At 41.8% G+C, this 20235-nt stretch carries 16 protein-coding genes, 1 tRNA gene and 1 pseudogene; 8 read left to right on the top strand and 10 right to left on the bottom strand.

Translation table 11 applies throughout. The features are described 5' to 3' along the window. Positions 1–329: 329 nt before the first annotated feature. From ACYRY3_RS14345 to ACYRY3_RS14370, 6 genes are all read right to left on the bottom strand, one after another. Positions 330–557, bottom strand: a complete 228-nt coding sequence (locus tag ACYRY3_RS14345) for an indolepyruvate ferredoxin oxidoreductase subunit alpha (protein ID WP_460202323.1) — start codon at positions 555–557, stop codon at positions 330–332. Positions 558–669: 112 nt separating this feature from the next. Continuing rightward, positions 670–1917, bottom strand: a complete 1248-nt coding sequence (locus ACYRY3_RS14350) for an ATP phosphoribosyltransferase regulatory subunit (protein ID WP_460202324.1) — start codon at positions 1915–1917, stop codon at positions 670–672. After that, the gene (locus ACYRY3_RS14355) at positions 1917–2876 is read right to left on the bottom strand and encodes a J domain-containing protein (protein WP_460202325.1); all 960 of its coding nucleotides are present in this window, start codon (positions 2874–2876) and stop codon (positions 1917–1919) included. Before ACYRY3_RS14355 ends, ACYRY3_RS14350 begins: the two co-directional genes overlap by 1 nt. 86 nt (positions 2877–2962) lie before the next feature. Continuing rightward, entirely contained in the window at positions 2963–3778 is an 816-nt protein-coding gene (locus ACYRY3_RS14360) for an inositol monophosphatase family protein (protein ID WP_460202326.1), read from the bottom strand. Between the two features lie 96 nt (positions 3779–3874). Next, a complete protein-coding gene (locus tag ACYRY3_RS14365; RefSeq protein WP_460202327.1) occupies positions 3875–4399 on the bottom strand; it encodes a thermonuclease family protein in 525 nt (174 codons plus the stop codon). A 180-nt stretch (positions 4400–4579) separates the two neighbouring features. Continuing rightward, the gene (locus tag ACYRY3_RS14370) at positions 4580–4948 is read right to left on the bottom strand and encodes a 2Fe-2S iron-sulfur cluster-binding protein (RefSeq protein WP_460202328.1); all 369 of its coding nucleotides are present in this window, start codon (positions 4946–4948) and stop codon (positions 4580–4582) included. A 92-nt stretch (positions 4949–5040) separates the two neighbouring features. On the opposite strand from ACYRY3_RS14370, the gene ACYRY3_RS14375 reads away from it, so the two are divergent. The 3 genes from ACYRY3_RS14375 (at position 5041) to ACYRY3_RS14385 (ending at position 6537) form a co-directional block, all read left to right on the top strand. Then, positions 5041–5127: transfer RNA gene (locus ACYRY3_RS14375), tRNA-Ser, on the top strand. Positions 5128–5854: 727 nt separating this feature from the next. Next, entirely contained in the window at positions 5855–6172 is a 318-nt protein-coding gene (locus ACYRY3_RS14380; RefSeq protein ID WP_460202358.1) for a hypothetical protein, read from the top strand. Then, positions 6169–6537, top strand: coding sequence for an aspartyl protease (locus ACYRY3_RS14385; RefSeq protein ID WP_460202329.1), 369 nt, complete (start codon positions 6169–6171; stop codon positions 6535–6537). Before ACYRY3_RS14380 ends, ACYRY3_RS14385 begins: the two co-directional genes overlap by 4 nt. 242 nt (positions 6538–6779) lie before the next feature. Here ACYRY3_RS14385 and ACYRY3_RS14390 read toward each other — a convergent pair whose 3' ends face one another. From ACYRY3_RS14390 to ACYRY3_RS14400, 3 genes are all read right to left on the bottom strand, one after another. Then, entirely contained in the window at positions 6780–7127 is a 348-nt protein-coding gene (locus ACYRY3_RS14390) for a hypothetical protein (protein ID WP_460202330.1), read from the bottom strand. A 200-nt stretch (positions 7128–7327) separates the two neighbouring features. Continuing rightward, positions 7328–7732 (bottom strand): hypothetical protein, encoded by a 405-nt coding sequence (locus ACYRY3_RS14395; RefSeq protein ID WP_460202331.1) that lies wholly within the window; start codon positions 7730–7732, stop codon positions 7328–7330. 2 nt (positions 7733–7734) lie between these two features. Then, complete coding sequence (locus ACYRY3_RS14400; RefSeq protein WP_460202332.1) at positions 7735–8157, bottom strand: hypothetical protein; 423 nt, start codon at positions 8155–8157, stop codon at positions 7735–7737. On the opposite strand from ACYRY3_RS14400, the gene ACYRY3_RS14405 reads away from it, so the two are divergent. The 5 genes and pseudogenes from ACYRY3_RS14405 to ACYRY3_RS14425 all read left to right on the top strand — a co-directional run. Continuing rightward, positions 8123–12154 carry an amino acid adenylation domain-containing protein gene (locus ACYRY3_RS14405; RefSeq protein ID WP_460202333.1) on the top strand — a complete coding sequence of 1344 codons (4032 nt, stop codon included), beginning with the start codon at positions 8123–8125 and terminating at the stop codon, positions 12152–12154. The genes ACYRY3_RS14400 and ACYRY3_RS14405 overlap by 35 nt on opposite strands. Before the next feature lie 24 nt (positions 12155–12178). Next, positions 12179–13189, top strand: a complete 1011-nt coding sequence (locus ACYRY3_RS14410) for a TauD/TfdA family dioxygenase (protein ID WP_460202335.1) — start codon at positions 12179–12181, stop codon at positions 13187–13189. A 16-nt stretch (positions 13190–13205) separates the two neighbouring features. Next, complete coding sequence (locus tag ACYRY3_RS14415) at positions 13206–14444, top strand: glycosyltransferase (protein ID WP_460202336.1); 1239 nt, start codon at positions 13206–13208, stop codon at positions 14442–14444. A gap of 250 nt (positions 14445–14694) precedes the next feature. After that, positions 14695–16680, top strand: a complete 1986-nt coding sequence (locus ACYRY3_RS14420) for a carbamoyltransferase family protein (RefSeq protein WP_460202337.1) — start codon at positions 14695–14697, stop codon at positions 16678–16680. Positions 16681–16773: 93 nt separating this feature from the next. Then, a pseudogene (locus ACYRY3_RS14425) lies at positions 16774–18405 on the top strand (type I polyketide synthase); the annotation flags it as partial. Here ACYRY3_RS14425 and ACYRY3_RS14430 read toward each other — a convergent pair. Then, on the bottom strand, positions 18343–19836 hold the full coding sequence (locus ACYRY3_RS14430; protein ID WP_460202338.1) for a cache domain-containing protein: 1494 nt from the start codon (positions 19834–19836) through the stop codon (positions 18343–18345). The pseudogene ACYRY3_RS14425 and the gene ACYRY3_RS14430 overlap by 63 nt on opposite strands. Positions 19837–20235: the final 399 nt, after the last annotated feature.

Genomic DNA, 20235 nt, shown 5'->3' on the forward strand with positions numbered 1-20235 from the left:
TTTAGCATGATTTTTCCTAAGTAGGGGTACCACAGTAAGCTATACACGGGCATACCTACTTTTCAGGCAAAAGAATACGGATTGTTATCTTTCTAACAAATATTTACGAAGGTACTGTTAAGCTTTTATGAAAGAAATATCATTGAATTGTAATTTTACGGTAAAAACAGGCAGTCGTTCGCAATGGAATGCCTGTTTTCAAAAAACTTGTACGTAGAAATACTTACTATACTCGGCAGAAATCAGGCTACTATTGTAAATCTGGATAAAGCTCCCAGTAAAAGTTTGTTAATTTTATCCTTTAGCCTTCATACTTCATCCTTTTTGTACTAGGTTGGCGTTTTTTGCAAATCTGGTCGTTCTTCTGGAACGATCGCCCCCTCTACAGGGCAAACTTGAATGCAAATCCCACAGTCGATACAGGTGGCGTAATCAATCCAGTACCAATCGGTTCCCTTGACATTTTTGCCTGGACCGGGATGGATACAAGCAACTGGACAGGCGTCCACGCAATCAGCGACGCCTTCACAGACATCTGTAACAATCGTATGCGGCATTGGTTCCCCTCTCTACTTAGCAAAAGACTCTTATAATTGACAAGCTGTAATCATACACTAGCAATATTGCTGAGTCATCGGTCATGAGTCTTTCACCATGAACTCTTGACTATTAACTCTTCATCATTGACTCGATCGTTGTCGAACCATCAGCTTTAATCCAAGCTATTTGGGCAATACTGCGATCGCGTGCATATTGCCTGATTTCATCTGCATTTCGTCCTCCCAAATCCATTTCCACCCTGACGATATGGGTAGAATCGCGGAGTTTTTTGGTGTAGGTGAAAGCAGCAGTGTATGCATTTTTATCTTCTGGTACTACCAACCAGTTAATAGCTGGAGTTGTTTGTGGTAACTGACCGCCTGACAACAGAACTTGTTGTAAATCTTCTAGGAGAAATGCAAAACCAATGCCCGGTATATTTTCTCCTTGAGGATGATAAAGTTCCAAAAGACGGTCATAGCGACCCCCTCGCCCCACAACCCTGGCTTGTCCATCAGTATCGCTCACTACCTCAAATACAATGCCAGTGTAGTAATCGATTGTTTGGATTAAGCTGAGGTCAAGGATTATCTCTATCCCTTTTTCCTGAGATGAACTTATGCCTAAATTTACCGATTGATATAGTAATTCTACCAATGCTTGCAAATTATCTACCGCCACTTTCAGAGGCTGGTCTAGATCTAAGGTGCTGACTTTTTGCAAGACTTCAGCCGGGTTGCCGCGCAAATCCAGCATGATTCTGGCACGTTCTTTCAGTTCATCAGTGAGGGGTAGGGAGTCAATAGTAATACGGTCAAGGTGAGCGATCGCACTCCGAACTTTTCCTTGTAAATGGGGAGGAAAAGCCTTGAGGAGCGATCGGGCAATTTCTGCCTCACCTAGAATCAAATGCCAGCGGTTTAAACCCAGTGCTTGCAAACAATCTGCTAGCAACAGCAAAATCTCTGCATCCGCAAGCAATCCACCACTACCCAACAACTCAACCCCAGCTTGATAAAATTCCTGCTGGCTGTTGTGCTTTAATTCTCGCGTGCGTTGGAAAACGTTAGCGTTGTAGTACAGGCGTTGCGGATAGGTCGCACCTGCCATGCGCGTCACAGCGGTGCGAGCGATAGAAGCTGTGAGTTCCGGACGCAGACCCAAATCTTCATCTTCGGCATTTTGCAGTTGAATCACCGTTGAGCGCTGAATTGCTCCCCCCGCCATCAGCGTATCCATACGTTCCAGAGTTGAGGTAATAATTCTGTGATACCCCCAACGGTGAAAAACTTGCTGTAGCCTATCTTCAATCCAGCGTTTTTGAGCCACATCAAGGGGTAATAAATCCCTTGCTCCGGCTGGCGGTTGATACACCATTACTTCTTCTTCCCACCAAACAAACCACCAAACAAACCGCCACCCCCAGATTTATCTGGTTGTTTAGCCCCACTATGAGACGTTGCAGCAGGCTTCGTTCCATTGGGCTTATGACCAGTAATCTGTTCAATTTTGCGTTTCCCGTCCGACGCAGTTTGGTCTTTAGGGTCTAATTGCAGGGCGCGGTCAAAATGAACCTTTGCCATCGTGATTTGATTTTGCTTCAAATACACTAACCCTATCAAGCTATGGCAACGACTATTAGTTGGCTCTAGCTTAAGGGCATCTTGTAATTCTACCCTAGCTTGTGCCAGTTGATTCTTCGCCATTAATTCTTGAGCGCGGCGAATGTAATGGGTCACTGCCGAATCTTCCTTGGGTGGGGAAGGTGGAGGTGGTGGTGCGGGTGTATTCTTGACTGCTGTTGGTGGAGAGGTTTGAACTTTGGATTGAGCCGTCGGTTGTGGGGCGGCAAATGTTTTGCCAGCAGTCCGCATCAGGTAAACCAAATTCAACTCGCTGACTAAGCCTACAATATGTTGTACTTTTTGCAGAGAGTCATACTGAGTTTCAGCAATTTTGCCAATCGCATTTCTATAGATATGGTCAAAATTTGGCGCACTTGCAAGCTGTTTAGCCAAATCCGTTGTCAGTTCCACGGATGCTGATTCTTGAACCAAGCGCTTGCCCATTTGCGACAAAACTAAGAGATACTCTGCTCGATTTTTCTCTTGAGAGAGCTTTTCATATGCTGGATTGACCAGTTTAGACAGCAATTCGCCTGCTAGGTGCTTCTCAGCATCGCTTGCTGCAGCACAGCTATCGGGGTGTAGTTGGCGAGCGATTTTAAGATAACGCTTGCGAATATCTTTAATATCGGCATCAACGGTCACGCATAGAATTGCATGATGATCTATAAAATCATGTCTAAAAAGTCCGCGTTCTATCTTGAATGACATAAATGTAACAGTTGCTTTGCCATTGGGATCTATTGGATTTCTCTAGTTTACTTTGCTTCTGACAAATGGCTATAAAATTAACCAGCTTAGTGACCCCACGTAGATAGCGATGGAACTTGCATGAGTTCCTGGCTGAGGCAACTGTGAAGATACCCATTAGTCGCAAGAAGCCTTCCAGAAGAGATGTCCAAGGGTCTATCATCATATGCCGTGACCTTACCTCCAGCCTCTCGTAATAAAATCACACCAGCAGTAATATCCCAGGGAGCAATTCCCCTTTCCCAGTAACCATCGATACGACCGCAAGCTACGTGAGCCAAATCTAAAGATGCCGAACCGCTCCGTCGAACTCCTTGGGTAAGATGGGTTAGGTGACAAAATTCTGCGTAGTTGTTGTCAAAAGTTTCACGTCGGTCGTAAGCAAATCCCGTAACTAGTAAACTCTTACTAAGTTCAGATGTATTGGACACTTTAATCGGGCGGCGGTTGCGCGTAGCCCCCAATCCTTGTGCGGCGCGAAATAATTCATCATGGAAAGGATCGTAAATCACACCAACTTGTGGGACGCCATTAATTAACAACCCAATAGAAACGGAAAAGAAGGGGTATTGGTGGGCAAAGTTGGTTGTACCATCTAAAGGGTCAATTGCCCAAAGAAATTCATTATCTTGATTTCCCAGTTTTCCTGATTCTTCAGCAAGGATAGAGTGATTGGGAAAGTGACGCTGCACAATATCTAAAACAACTGCCTCTGAAGCTTTATCAGCAGCAGTCACTAAATCCCCAGGACGCCCTTTTTCAACAACTGCGTCTTCAATCTTACCCAGGTAACCTTCCAACACTGCACCAGCAGCAAGCGCGGCTTCTGTAGCAACATCTAAAAAGATTTGTAGATTCGTCATTAGTCCATAGTCATTAGTCCATAGTCATTAGTCCACAGTCATTAGTCAAGAGTCAAGAGCCACTAGATATTGGTTGTTAGTTATTTTCCCCATCTCCTACCTATACTGACGGCGAAATTCAGCTGGAGTGAGACGCATGGGTTTTTCTGGGTTCCAAATGCCTGCGCCCATGAGTCTAGCCCATTGTTGGGCGCGTTCTAAACGCTTGTCGTATTTGAGGTTTGGCGATCGCGGCACAAACAGCCCGTGTCCTTCTTTCACCAGCTGTTCGTTTAACAACACTCCATCTTTCCACGCATAAGCCAAAGTCCTTCCGAATTTATCTTTCACTTCCACATCAAACTCCAGCATGACAGGTTGTTCGCCGCCAATCAGCGTTTCCAAGCGTTGTTTTGCAGCATCACCCCAAGGACGTTGCTGCAAATCTGGTGCATCCATACCAATCAACCGCACTTGAGTAATTAAGTTAGGTTGCTCGCCCATTCCCACCACTTCTAAAGTTTGCCCACTCACTACCTGTGCTACTTTAACCACCAACTGTGGGCTTTCTTCAGTTGTTTTCTTTTGGGGTTGGCAAGCAACCAGCAGTAAGAGAAAGATTATTATTGCAATTCGCATCATTGGTCAATTGTTAAGCAGGTCGTCCTTGGTCATTTGTCATTCGTCATTGGTAAGGCTTGCCAACGAATTTACATTTTGTAATATAGTTCTATTTATTCCTGCCCACCTACTTAGTAGTCAGTAGTTATCGGTGAGTGGTTGAGACTACTAACTACTAACAACTAACAACTAACCGCTTTTTTAATCCTCATCTAAGGGCAAACCCTTGCGAACTCTCCCCTTAGCAAAATATTGCCCAAACTGAAGTTCATAAACTTCATCTTCGTCCTGTGTCTCTACCTCTAGATCGGAACGGGCATAACTGACACACAACAGAGCATATCCTTTCTTCCTCAATTCTGGGGACAGCCCAACTGCCTCAGGTTGATAAATTTCTCCTGACAGCACCCGCACGGCACAAGTGGTGCAAGCCCCATTCCGACAAGAAAACGGCAGTTCCACAGCTTGTTTTTCAGCGGTATGCAGGATGTAGCGGTTATCAGGAACTTGGAGCGTGTGGACAATGCCCTTAGCGCGATCGCGAACTCTAACAGTGTAACTCTGGGACATCGGAATTTTGGATTTGAGATTTTTGCTTATTTTAGATGCAAACTAGTTGCAGTTTAATAGAATTGGCTATACAATGATAATTCGTGACACCTGGAGAGGTGGCCGAGTGGTTGAAGGCGCAGCACTGGAAATGCTGTTTGGGGGAAACTTCAACGAGGGTTCGAATCCCTCCCTCTCCGTTTTTTACTAATATACATGGGTTTCAGCTATGCCTACTGCATTAGGATTGGTTGAAGTCATGGTTAAATGGTTGAAGATTGGGTTGAATATGAAAAACTTATTCAACCAATCTATCAACATAAAAACATCTTAACTAATTGCTATTTAAGCAACACAGTAAATAATCACGTTGTAGAGACGAGCCATGGCGCGTCTCTACGTTGTGTTCCCAATCGGGGTTCTGGTCTTATCTGAACCGTATTGACCTAAAACCCCATCATTAGATGATGGGGCGCTAACGACTTAATCGTTAGGTGCAACCTAGAGTTTCCACAGCGTTACCAACAGTGACACAACTGCCGCAGCAACACCCGCTATGGGCTGCCAGAAACTGCATTTTTGACGCAAGCGCAAAAGCAGCCGGTGTAGGTGTAATGGTCGTTTTGTTTCTTTGCTGTTTTTGAGGTGGTTCGTAGTTAAGATCGAGATAACGAATAGTTTGTTTTCAGCCTGGTTTATCCGGGCTGTTTTTGCACCCGGACAGATTTCTTTTGTCACAATTTTGGTATAAGTAATACTTCTTGTACTGCAGGGTTTTCCAATACCTGGTACTGGTGTCACGGTAAGTGTAATTGTCCCGGTGATGACTTTTTCTTCTGTGTTACCAACACTTTGACTACCTTAGGCGATCGCATCGCTAGAATTACAATAGGTCACTATTTTCCCGATTATAAAGATAAACAAAACATGACTCAGATATCAAATAACCGCACTCCGCGTCGAGGAAGAGTGTTTCCAGAACGTCAATTATCTCCTGAAGAAAAAGCAAGACGTCAAGCGGAAGATGAAGCCTTTGCTCAAAGATGTCGGTTGATTTTTGATAGGGTTCAACCAGAACTCATCAAAGACCATTATGATTGGTTTATAGTCATAGAGCCTGACAGTGGTGACTATTTTATCGATCCGGATGAAACCGTTGCAAGAACAAAAGCTGGTGAAAAATACCCTGATAAGCTGCGCCTGATCATGCGCCTTAACGAGACGGGAACCTGCGGCAGAATATGATTTCAGGAGAATTGAGTAGTAGAGGAGAGTTAATTTTTGAAATTGGCTTGGTTGCTGCCGATGGTGATATTATTCTAGCCAATGCAGTTTTAGACACAGGTTTTACAGGTTGGCTAGCAATTGATAACCAAGATGCTTTAAGTCTTGGATGGAACCTGAATATTCATGAAAGAAGGGACATGCAAACAGCGTGGGGCGAAGCACGCTTTAATCTTTATCAAGGGGCTGTACTTCTTGACGAACAGCAGTTCGCTATTGAAGTCTTGGGAGGAGATGAACTTCCGGATATTCTCTTAGGTGTGAATTGGCTGCAACTCAAGCGACTTGTAGCAGATTTGCCAGCAGGAGTTTTGACACTAGGGTAAGTGCGATAGCTTGCGATTTTAAGGTAAAAGAAAGAAATTGATTCCTAATTAAATTCCCTACTTTCAAGTATAGGGATGAACTGGTCATTGGTTGCTGTTAATGGGTGAATCAGGAGCGATCGCAAACAAATTCTGCTGTCAAATCAGGAGAATAAATGCAGTCTTTTTCAGCAGACATGTTGACACTGAAGAAGGAGTATTTTATTGAGAGTCTTGGGAAGGTGACCAAGGCAAAAATCTTGTTAACAACCTCTGCCATCCCTAACAACCAGTTCTAGCTTATTCTTCAAGTCTTGTGATACAGGTAGATTACGAATTTCAGCTAAAAGGCTGCTATGTGACTCATTTATTCGTCGTTTGCAGTAAACTCCTACAAGAAAATTCTCAATGCCGATTTTAGCAACAGCATCAGCAACTAAGCCTGCAACTCCAAGAACTGCGATACCGCCGAGCATTCCAACAGGTCCACCAAGGGCAGCAAGCGCTGTTGTGAGAGCCGCACCACCAGCAAAACCTGTAGTAGCTATTGTAATTGCTAACAACACACCTGGTAATCCCAAAGCAGCAACTTTTCTAATAATTTCATCCATATGTCTAGTTACTTCTAAATTTGGTAAATTTGCTCTAGGTTTTGAAGTAATTGAAGATGTAAACACATTTCAGTTTGATAGTAAGGGCAACCAGAAAGCTAGTCATTTTCAGAACAGTCATTAGCTACGTTAACAGCTTCTTGAAAATTTTCCCAACTCATTCTAATTGCCTATTCTTTTTCTATTTAAAATAATGTGGTTTAAAATTCCCACTCATGGTCTGGGTCATTAAGCGCTGCTCTTACTAATGTCAAATCAGCAAGGTCTTTAAATGGGCTGTTTTTTGCAATTTCTATTATTGAATTTAACGATAAAGCCAACTGGTTTTCATCACATTTGATTATGGCTCGATCGACTTTTTCAAATAAGAAATAAAAGTTTTTAGCACGTTCATCAAACGACTGTTCAAGATACTTTACTAGAGCATCTCGTTGGGCATTAATCTGAGCAATTGTTGTTTTTTCCCAGGCTTCTATACCACTGCGTTTCGTCTGCTCTTCTTCCGCAACTATTCTATATTCAGAGTAAGCTTGAACAATATCACGTAAGCATTCAGCCGCTGAAACTCCACTCACGACTTCCACAGGAACTTTGTTAGGTATCATGTTTATTTACCAGGTAAAATGCGATATTTTTCTATAATGGTTACGGTGCCAGTATTAAGTTTCCCTTCGCTATTCAAAACAGGGGTTTTCAAAATTTCTACAAGTCCCTTCATTACCATTGCTACCTGTTGAAACTTTTCAGCATCACTCTTTGAATCAAAAGGTTGAGATTCAAGTTCGTTAAGACCAGCAACAGCACGAGTGTTAAGAGATTCAAATATGCCTTTCAACTCTGTAATCCGCTGTTTGATTTTTTGTGAATAGTCTTTGGCAGCATTCATTTCAGTAATAGCTTTGTTGACTTTGGCTTCGTATTCTCGTGCCTTTGTCATGGCTTTTTCACCTTCACGAGCTGCAAAAAAGCCTCCAATTGCCAACGCTGGTAAAAAAGTGATACCACCTAGCACAACAGTACCAAGAGCCATACCGCCACCACCAGCTGCGATCGCTCCACCACCAAACTTAATTATTATTCGCGGTCGCAACCTTTACCCACAAGATATAGAGTTAATTGTAGAACGCTCTCATCCATCATTACGTTTAGGTAGTGGTGCAGTTTTCTCGGTTGCGGTAAGCAACGAAGAACAACCGGTCGTAGTGCAAGAGTTAGAGTTTCGTGCCAAACCAAATCTTGAGGAAGTTATTGCAGCGATTCGTCAAGCGGTTGCCGAAGAATATGAGGTGCAAATCTATGCTGTGGTGCTCATAAAACCTGGCAGTATTGCTAAAACTTCCAGCGGCAAAATTCAACGTCGTGCCACAAAAGCCGATTTTTTAGCAGGTAAACTAGAAGTTGTTGCCAATAGCATTCAAAAAGTTACTAACATTAATGGAAAGCAAAATAGGTTGCAGCGTGAAGCTCTTTTATCACTCACTCCACAGGAGTGCCAGCCACTGTTGGAGTCTTATCTTCAAGACAATATTGCACGGGTACTTTCTATTCCATCGCATGAAATCAAACCTCAACAGCCAATAAGCTCTTTAGGACTCGATTCTATTAAAGTTTTTGAGTTAAAAAACCGAATTGAGATTGACTTGGAAGTTATTGTATCTGTAGCTGACTTTTTTGAAAATTTGAATTTGCGATCGCTCTCCACTAAGATACTTGCTGAACTGTCATCAACAACTTCTCAATCGTCAGTCTCCTTGATTCCAGTTGAAAAAACTACGCAAATTCACCCTCTATCTTTTGCCCAACAGCGATTGTGGTTTATCAATCAGCTAGCTCCTGACAATCCTACATATAACATTCCTATTATTATTAATTTGACAGGGCATATTAACGTAGTTGTACTAGAACAAAGCTTAAATGAAATTATTAGACGCCATGACATCTTACGAACAAACTTTGTTGTCAGTGAAAGTAAACCCGTTCAGGTTATTAAACCAGCAGCAGCTTTAACTTTGTCAGTTGAGGATTTACGAGAATTATCAGAGAGTGAACGCACAAAAGAAGTGCAACGTTTATCTACTCTCGTAGCTCAACAATCCTTCGACCTGTCGAACGAACCACTTTGGCGTGCAAAACTTCTACGCTTAGCTGAACAAGAGTACAGACTGCTGTTTACGCTGCATCATATTATTGCAGACGGTTGGTCTATGGGAGTTTTTATGAAAGAACTCGCAGCACTGTATGAAGCATACTCAAAAGCAAAACCCTCTCCACTTGCTGAATTACCCATTCAATATATAGATTTTGCATACTGGCAGCATCAGTGGTTAAAAAGCGAGCATATTCAAACCCTAATAGACTATTGGAAGGAGAAGTTAGGCGGCGATTTGCCTGTATTGAATTTACTAACTGACCGTCCGCGATTGTCAGTTCAAACTTTCAAAGGCGCTCAAGCGAAATTAGTTCTTCCCCAAACTCTGAGAAAAGAACTGAAGAATTTGAGCCGTCAGCAGGGAGTAACTCTGTTTATGACCTTGCTTACAGCCTTCAAAATCTTGCTTTATCGCTACACAGGGCAGACTGATATTTTAGTCGGTTCGCCAATTGCCAGTCGCAACCGAGCAGAAATTGAGCCATTAATAGGATTTTTTGTCAATGTTTTGGTACTGCGTACAGACTTATCTGGTGATCTGAGTTTTCAAGAGTTGCTAGAACGGGTGAAGTCAACAGCTTTAGAAGCTTATGTTCACCAAGACTTACCTTTTGAAAAGTTAGTAGAGGAAATACAACCACAAAGAGACCTGAGTTACAACCCACTCTTTCAGGTGATGTTCGTTCTTCAGAATGTTCCAATACCGAATTTAGATTTACCTGATATATCAGTCAGTCATGAGGAGGGTTATAACGGTACATCTAAGTTTGATTTGACATTATTTATGGAGGATTCCGAGCAAGGGTTGGTTGCGACTTGTGAGTACAACACGGATTTATTTAATGCAGATACCATTACCCGGATGCTGTGGCATTTCCAGACTTTACTGGAAGGCATAGTTAGCGATCCCGAACAATGTATTTCACAATTGCAATTATTAACGCCACCTGAACTACAGCAGTTATTAGTGGAGTGGAATGATACCAAGACAGAGTATCCTGAAGATAAATGCATTCATCAATTGTTTGAGGCACAAGTAGAAAAAACACCAGATGCAATCGCACTCATCTTTGAAAAGCAGCAATTGACCTACCGCGAGTTGAACAACCGGGCGAATCAGCTGGCATATCGCCTGCAAAAGTTGGGTGTAAAACCAGAGGTACTTGTTGGTATTTGCATGAAGCGCTCTCTGGAAATGGTAGTTGCAGTGTTAGGTATTTTAAAAGCTGGCGGAGCCTACTTGCCTTTAGATCCTGCACATCCCAAAGAGCGTTTAGGCTTCATTTTAGAAGACACCCAAATTCCAATACTGCTAACTCAGCAGAGGTTGATAGAGAAATTGCCAACGAATGCCACCAAGGTAGTTTGTCTAGACTCGGATTGGAAAGAAATTGCTCAAGAGCCTTCACAAAGCCCCGTCTGCGAGACAAATTCTGCCAACCTAGCTTATGTTATCTACACCTCTGGTTCCACTGGTAAGCCTAAAGGAACATTAATTCCTCATAAGGGATTACTCAACTACTTAAACTGGTGTACTCAAGCATATGCAGTTGAGCAAGGAAAAGGAACCACTGTTCACTCTTCTCTTGCTTTTGACTTAACTATCACAAGTTTGTTCTCACCATTATTAGTTGGGCGTCAGGTAGAACTTATTCCCGAAGACCAAAGCATTGAATCTTTGGGGAATGCACTTCGCCAAGAGTCAAACTTGAGCCTTGTTAAAATCACACCAGCTGAACTATTACTACTCTCTCAGCAATTATCGCCACAAGAAGTAGCAGGCAGAACCAGAGCGTTCATCATTGGAGGAGAAAACCTCTTGACAGAAAGCATCAACTTCTGGAAATCCTTTGCGCCTGATACAATGCTGGTAAATGAATATGGTCCAACAGAGACTGTTGTGGGATGTTGTATTTATCGAGTACCTCAGGGTGAGATTAAGTCAAGCTCAGTTCCTATTGGACAGCCGATAGCTAATACTCTATTATATGTGTTAGACCAATACCACCAGTTAGTACCGATTGGAGTTCCGGGTGAAATATACATTGGTGGTGTCCCTTTAGCCCGTGGTTATCTGAATCGACCAGAACTTACGGCTCTTAAATTCATTCCAAATCCCTTTAGTAGCGAGCCGGGAGCGCGATTGTACAAGACTGGGGACTTAGCCCGTTATCGAGCCGACGGAAATCTAGAGTTTTTGGGGCGGATTGACTATCAGGTAAAGGTGCGTGGTTACCGTATTGAATTTGGAGAAATTGAGGGTTTACTGGAACAACATCCAGAAGTTCAAGAAGCAGTGGTGCTGATGCGGGAGGATTTACCGGGAAATCAGCGTTTAGTGGCTTATTGTGTTACCAACACGGAGACAGCGCTTACCACTAGTGACCTGCGGAATTTTCTTAAAGAACAGCTACCAGAATATATGGTGCCGTCGGTGTTTGTACAGCTTAAGGCACTGCCGTTGACAACGAATGGCAAAGTAGATCGTCGTGCTTTACCTGTGCCAGATGGCGATCGCCCAGAGTTAGAAGAGGTATACATAGCTCCTCGTTCTGAAATGGAGCGAGCGATCGCGAATATTTGGCAAGAGGTGCTGCACTTAGAGAAAGTGGGTGTAAATGACAATTTCTTTGACCTTGGTGGTCATTCATTGTTGATAGTTCAAGTTCATAGTAAACTGCAGCAAAATTTGCACCAAAATTTAACAATTGTAGAAATATTTCAAAATCCAACTATCAAATCTTTAGCACAATATTTAAATCAAAAACCGGAAGAGCAGCCTTTGTTTCAACAGACGCACGCTCGGGTTCAGAAGCAACTAGAAGCCTTAGAAAAACGAAAACAATTACTGCTAAAGCAGAATCGAAAAACTTTTTAAAGGTAAAACTATCAATTCTAAGTTATGACTACAATGATTAAGATAGCACCATTTGGAACTAGCGATGCCAAGATAGTTTTTAATGATAATCGCCAAAATATTCTTAGCCTTCCAGAGCAAGAAGTTTTAGACCTGTTCAATTCATTTGGTCTTCTTCTTTTTCGAGGATTTGGGGTCAATTACGAACAGATGGTAGAATTTTCTGGAAAGTTTAGTTCTAAATATGTCCGAGATCCGGAAAGACAAATTGTAGGTTCTCCAGACAAATTTATCCAGTTAGTAGATAACGGCACTGATTATATTCCTCCTCATTGTGAAAATGCCGTAAGTCCCTTTCGACCTGATGTTGTTTGGTTTTGCTGTGCTGTGCCTGCTGTTGAGGATGGTGAAACTTTATTCTGGGATGGTGTACAGGTTTGGAAGGAGTTGAGTGAACAGACGAAACAGCTATTTCTTTCCAAAAAGCTGAAGTTTATGTTTGATTTTGATGTTGATAGCTGGAAGTTATTTTTTGGTTCAGATTCCACTCTTGATGATGCGAAGCGAGCAATGGAAGAGTTTGAGGAAATAAATTACTTTGTCAGAGACGATCGATCTATCCATATGGAATATAATTGCTCAGCTGTGGTAAACACAAGAACCTCTAGCACAAAGGCATTTGCTAATAGCATTATACCGTGGTATCACAAGCAAGGGAGGTGGGAAAAGATAAAGTCTTATTTGCTGGAGATGTATACTAATTCGACCTTGGGAAAGTTTTTTGGCTCTCTACCACAATTTTTAGTAACTTATTTACAAGCAAGACCCCAGAGAGTAACCTTTGAAGATGGTTCATTGATTCCTGATGTGGTTATCGATGAAATTAACACAATCATGGATAGATTGACTGGGGTGATCCCGTGGCAGAGTGGCGACATGGTAATGATTGATAATTCAAGATTTTTGCATGGTCGTAGAGCATTTCAAGATACTCGACGGCAAATTTATAGTCATTTAAGTTACCTTAAGCCTAAAAAAATGAAGTTCAGAAAGTGAATTAAGAAAACTCATTATGAAAATTACAATTGTAACATGGGGTTCAGCTGGTGACATAGTACCTTATATTGCCTTGTCTTTGGGACTACAACGGGCTGGTCATACAGTTCAACTAGCTACAAATAATCTACATCAAGAAATAGTCAGCAGTTATGGTATTAATTATGTTTCCATCAATCCCAGCAATGAGGAAGCCGAATACCCACCTCCCATGCACCACACCTTCCGTAGCATACTTTATCAAAGCAAGCTGCTGCGAGTTTATGAGGAAAGTGTACTACCTGAGTGTTGGCGTGTTTGTCAAGATGCAGAAGCAATTATCTTTGGCGAAGGAGCACATCCAATCTATGAGATTGTCGAAAAACTGGGTGTACCTAGTTACGCCGCCTTTGCTCAGCCCCATCATCAAACGAATGCTTTTCCTGTTCCATATATGCCATGTAGGTTTCATATGGGAGGTACTTATAATTGGCTAAGCTATTCCTTGTTTGACCAGCTTTGCTGGCAACTTTTTCAGCAGCCGCTCAATCGATGGCGACAGAAAAGTTTGAACTTGTCTCCTCTCCCACCTTGGTCAGGTATAATGCGTCGGATGCACCAGCAGCAAACACCTTGTCTCTACAGCTATAGTCCCTCTGTTCTGCCTAAACCATCTGATTGGTCAGATTGGCTCTACGTTACTGGCTATTGGTTTTTAGATCGACCAACAGATTGGCAACCACCTGCTAGTCTAGTGAATTTTTTAGCAGATGGAGCACCACCAATATACATCAGCAATAACATGAATCGCAGGTTTTTGAATAAGGAAATAGTGCTAAAAGTATTAGCGCTGACGGGACATAGAATTATTGTGCAGAGTTTGGATAATGATACTGAACTACCAGAAGAGATTTTCAATATCACAGAATGGATTCCTCATGAATGGTTGTTCCCTCAAGTCGCAGTAATTGTGCATCATGGTGGTTGTGGAACAACAATGAGCAGCCTGCATGCTGGCGTCCCTACGATTATTATTCCTAGCATTAGCGACCAATTTTTCTGGGGTAGTAGGGTAGCAAAGTTAGGTCTTGGACCGACACCAATTCTACAAAAGCAGTTGTCAGCCAAAAGGCTTGCATCTGCAATTTTAGCTGCCATTACTGACAAAGAAATGCAGGAGCGTGCAGCGGTCATGGGGAAACGAATTCAGGCAGAAAACGGTGTAACGCGTGCCGTTGAAGCTTTTCATCATCATTTGCCCTCACATCTAAAGTAGCTAACAACCTTCCTGTCCTGCACAGATTGCTTGTTGCTGTTGACCTCCATTCGATCTGGTTGGTATTCCTTGAATGGACTTTGAAGCGCCACAGCAGAATTGAATTTATTTTTCGTTGCTGCAACTGCGACTATATTAAATTTTCCCAATCGATATTGGAGTGACTTTTCTGAAAGTCGATGTTAACCAGCACGCAAAAATTGGCAAAGATGCTTTTGTGAATTTGTGACTTTTTGAGAAGGAGTAAAAAATGCTAGTATTAGGGTTTGGTGGAGGAACAGAACTAATTCATGAAAATTATATGCCTTCAGAAATTCATGATTCGTCAGCCGTTTTGATTGAAGATGGACAAGTGGTTTTTGCAATCGAGGAAGAAAGGCTCAATCGAATAAAACATACAAACAAGTTTCCTACTCAATCATTACAGTTATGCTTGAAGAGCCACGGCGTAAAACTACAGGACATAGACTTGATTGCCTTTTATGCCTCAAAGAATTTATTAGAGCAGTTTTTGAAGCAAGTTTTTTTCGAGAATCCTCAGATAAAAACAATTGACGCCGTTACTTTTTTTCTGGATCTTTTACGTAAAGGATTAAACTCTGAAATAGATCCAGATAGGCTCTGTTTTGTTCATCATCATCATGCACATGCCATGAGCGCACTGGCACTTTCTGGTTATGAAAAAAGTCTTGTTACCACATTCGACGGGCAAGGTGATGGTGTTTCTGGTATGGTTTTTGAAGGAGAGGGGACAATACTTAAACAAATAGCCGATATTTCAATCTCGAATTCTCTTGGTCATTTTTATAACAACATAATAGCTTTTTTGGGTTATGGCAACTTTGATGAGTACAAAGTCATGGGATTAGCTCCTTATGGTAATCCTGAAAGATATAGAGGTTTATTCCAAACACTATATACATTACTTCCCAAGGGAAATTATGTGATTCATTCCGACAAGATAATCTCGCTGTTTGATTTGGGGGTGCCACGTCGGAAAGGGGAACCCTTCACACAAACGCATAAGGATATTGCTGCTTCTCTCCAGGAAGCCTTGGAGGATATAGCGTTTCATGTTATTCGATTTTATCAACAGGAAACCAAACTGAAAAATCTATGTATGGCTGGAGGAGTAGCGCATAATTGTACTCTTAACGGAAAAATATTGCACTCCGGAATGTTTGAAAATGTATTTGTACAGCCTGCGGCTCATGATGGAGGATGTCCCTTAGGAGCAGCCTTATATGCATACTATAAAGCAAAGCCAATGGCTAAGAAGTTTTTCAAACTGGAGCATGTTTACTGGGGAACAGATATCGGGAGCGACTCCTCAGTGTTGAGCCAATTGAGGGAATGGCAAGATTTTATTGCTTTCGAGCAATTGATGGATGTAGGTGGACAGACAGCAGAGTTGCTGGCAAGTGGTTATGTTGTGGGATGGGTTCAAGGGCGCTCAGAGTTTGGACCTAGGGCTTTAGGGAACAGAAGTATTCTTGCAGATCCTCGTCCGGAAGAAAATAAAGAGCGTATCAACAAAATGATTAAAAAGCGGGAAGGGTACAGACCTTTCGCCCCATCTATTTTAGAAGAGGAAGTTGATGATTTTTTTGAAGTTCCATCTAATCAAAAACAACTCCCATTCATGATATTTGTAGTCAATGTTAGAAAAGAAAAACGCGACCTTTTAGGGGCGGTAACCCATGTTGATGGAACAGCAAGAATACAAACTGTATCACGTAAAGCAAACGAAAGATATTGGGATTTAATTCACTCTTTTAAAAAGTTGACAGGCGTTCCAGTTGTGCTAAACACGTCATTCAACAATAACGTTGAACCAATTGTAGATTCTGTTGAAGATGCAGTGGTTTGTTTTTTAACTACGGGATTGGACTATCTCATTATCGGAGAGTATTTAATTAAAAAGAAGGAGGTATCTTGGCGGAATTATCTGTCTGTTAGACTTTCACTCCCTCCACATATTTCGTTGCATCAGGTTAAGAAGTCTAGTTCAGACGGCAAGTTTAGCAATTTCTTTTATATCGGGAATAATTACGATACGAAGTTTCAAGTAGGGGTGTCAGCCGAAGTCTTTCGTATTTTGACGTTGGCAAACAGCGAGAGAACTCTGGGGAACCTCCTCCAGGAAAATGGCGAGACTGAAGAAGGAAAAGCGCAAGGAATCGTTGAGGAGCTTATGGAATTATGGTCGCAGCGTTTGATTCTGCTACGACCGTAAGTAAATTCCATATTTGCTCGGATTGGTAATCGAACAACATACTTTTGACCTAGCATCCATGCACAATTGATCAAGCAAGAGAAAAAACAAATGATGGGTAGCTCAGAAACAAATGAATCAATGGAAGCCATTGCCATCATTGGTATAGCAGGGCGTTTTCCCGGTGCTAAAAGTATTGAGGAGTTTTGGCAGAATTTACAATCTGGTATAGAGTCAATCTCTGTCTTTACAGATGAAGAGGTAGTATCTGATGGAATAGACCCTGCTATACTAAACGATTCCAATTATGTAAAAGCCAGTGCTATATTAGAAGACATCGATTTGTTTGACGCTTCATTTTTTAGTTTTAATCCAAAAGAAGCAGAAATTACTGACCCGCAACATCGGATTTTTTTGGAATGTGCTTGGGAAGCATTGGAAAACGCTGGCTATGATTCCACTAGGTGTACAAGTCGGATTGGAGTTTACGCTGGTGCTAGCCTCAATAACTATTATTCCTTGGATTTAAATCGCGATCGCATAGGGTCAGCACAATGCTATCAAACCCTAATTGGTAATGATAAAGACTTTCTGACGACCCGTGTTTCTTATAAATTAAATCTGACTGGACCAAGTATTACAGTACAAACAGCTTGCTCTACCTCATTAGTTGCTACAACACTCGCATGCCAAAGTTTGTTGAATTATCAATGTGATATGGCTTTAGCTGGTGGGGTTTCTATCCACGTACCACAAAAAACGGGTTATTTGCACGAACCAGGAGGAACATTATCTCCTGATGGTCGCTGTCATGCTTTTGATGCCAAAGCGCAGGGTACAACTATTGGTAATGGTGTAGGAATTGTCGTTCTCAAGCGATTAGGAGATGCGATCGCGGATGGTGATTGCATTCATGCTGTCATTAAAAGCTCAGCTATCAATAACGATGGTTCTGGTAAAGTTGGTTATACAGCGCCTAGCGTAAATGGTCAAGCCCAGGTCATTGCCGAAGCGATGATGCTTGCGGGAGTTGAGCCTGAGACAATAAACTATATTGAAGCTCATGGCACTGGCACAGCATTAGGCGATCCTATTGAAATTGCAGCGCTCTCTCAAGTCTTTCGTAACAGTACCCAGAAAAAAGGTTTTTGTGCGATCGGTTCAGTCAAAACAAACATCGGTCATTTAGATGCAGCGGCTGGTATTGCAGGACTGATTAAAACTGTTTTAGCCCTGAAACACAAACAAATCCCACCTAGTTTGAATTTTGAGCAGCCCAATCCCAAGATTGATTTTGCAAATAGTCCCTTTTATGTTAGTACAAAGCTGACAGAATGGAGAGCAGGAAATACCCCTCGCCGTGCTGGTGTCAGTTCTTTGGGTATAGGTGGGACTAATGCTCATGTCATTCTAGAAGAAGCACCAGTACTGGAACCTTCTAGCCCTTCTCGCTCGATTCAGTTGTTGGTACTTTCTGCTAAAACTGACTCGGCTCTGGAAACTGCAACGGAAAATTTAGTTCAACACCTCAAACAACATCCCAATACGAACTTAGCCGATGTGGCATATACGCTGCAAGTAGGGCGTGCCGAATTCGATCGTCGTCGGGTGCTGGTGTGCAAAGACATTGAGGATGCAACTAGTGCTTTGCAGTTACGAGATCCTCAAAGAATTTTCACTCGTTTAGTTGAAGGTGGCAATCGCCCCATCGTATTCATGTTCCCCGGACGGGTTGTTGATTTCATGAGCGATTCCTGCTATCATTTGCCCTAAACTAGACATTTTTTCTGATTGAATCAATTGACCTTGAGTGCGTTTGAGTTCTTCTAAAGCTTTTTCTAAGTCGGCATTCTTTTGCTGTAATTCAGTTGTCCGTTGAGCAACACGAATTTCTAATTCTTTAAAAGAAGATTCTAACCGTACTGCCATTTGGTTAAAGGAGTGACCTAGAGCCTCTAATTCTTCTATTCCTTTAAAATCAACAGTTTGGGCTATTTCTCCAGAAGCGATCGCTTGACTGGCTAACCTCAATTTCTTAATAGGTTCTACAATCCAGCGAGATGTAAAAATCCCCAATATTATTGCCACTCCTAAAGCACCCAACCATAGCAATATAGTAGTCTGATTATTTGCATAAATTTGCTCCATAAAATCAGCTTCTGGGATAACTACAACAACCAGCCAATCCAGCCCAAACTTATCCCGCCAGGGAGCAACCTGAATAAACTGGCGCTTTCCTTGAAACATAAAGTCAAGACTTTGTCGGCTTTGAATCTTCCTAAAATCACCATAATATTTTGTTAGATAGGTAGCTGTAGATTGAATCAGAAGGTCTTTGCTATTAATCACATTTAGACGTTGTGCTTTACCATTAGATAAAGTATAAGGTTCTTCAGTACCAGAACTAGCAATAACTAACCCATCACGTTCTATCACAAATGCTTTACCTGAAGAACTAATTTTTAACTTGCGGAGAAAATCACTTATTTGTTGTAACCGCAAGTTAGTCACCAGTACCCCTCTAAGTTTATTAGTCTTGGTATAAAGCGGATAACTTGCAGAAATTGAAATAATGTTGGGAAAGTTATCCCATTGATAAACCTTACTCCATATAGCTTTTCCAGCTTTAACTGCATCAATATAAGCTGCTTCTTCTTGAGGATGGTAGTTATTGTAGGATACCATCAACTTAGTACGATTTCCCTGACTATCTGTAGCGTAAGTATTGGCTTTATTGTTAGTGTTGGCAGAGAGTTCGTCGATAGTCACTTTTTTTGGATCTAAGAAGATACCAGCACCTGCATATTCTCCAGTAGCTAGCACATAGTAAATATAACCAACATCAAACACAGACATTTGTTTCCAAAAGTAATGCCCTGCACTCTGAAAATCTCGCAAATCTAGTTTTCCTAGTTCAACAGCATTAGCATTAAGCTGATTAATTTGATGGGGCATCGCTAAAAATTGATCTAGATGCTGATTAACTCGTGAACTGATTTCCTGTTCTAGTTGATTGGCAAGATCGTTGACAGCCCTTTCTCCATTTTTAAATGAAAAATATCCTATCAACCCTACAGCAGTAAAAATTTGAATTAGAAAAGGAATGATTAAAAATAGACGGAGCGGTATTTTACTAGATGCTATTTTATAAATAAGATTTGTAGGTATAAAATCCATATCCCTTCACAAAGTTAGGTTCGTCATTTGTCATTGCTCATTATTTAGAGGGAGGAACAAACAAGAGTACCGATTCAAAAAATATCGGCGACAGATAACCCCACCCGCCCTATCGGGCAACCCTCCCCTTACTAAAGCTAGGGTGGTCTACATAAGTCTGAAATAGTTAACAGACGGAGATGTTAGCGTTAGTTTTACCCCTCCCTAGCCCTCCCCTTATAAAGGTTCGGGAATGAAATCTGCTGACTTCCACCCTTGATAGGAGGGAATTGAATCTGCTGACTTCCCCCCTTTATAAGGGGGAGCCACTGCAATGGGCGGGTTTCGGTGACAGTCCCGCAAGTGGCGTGGATTAAAGGGGGTAAATTCAATTTGTGTACACTACAGTAGCTTAGTAAG

Source organism: Scytonema sp. NUACC21 (assembly GCF_054684315.1).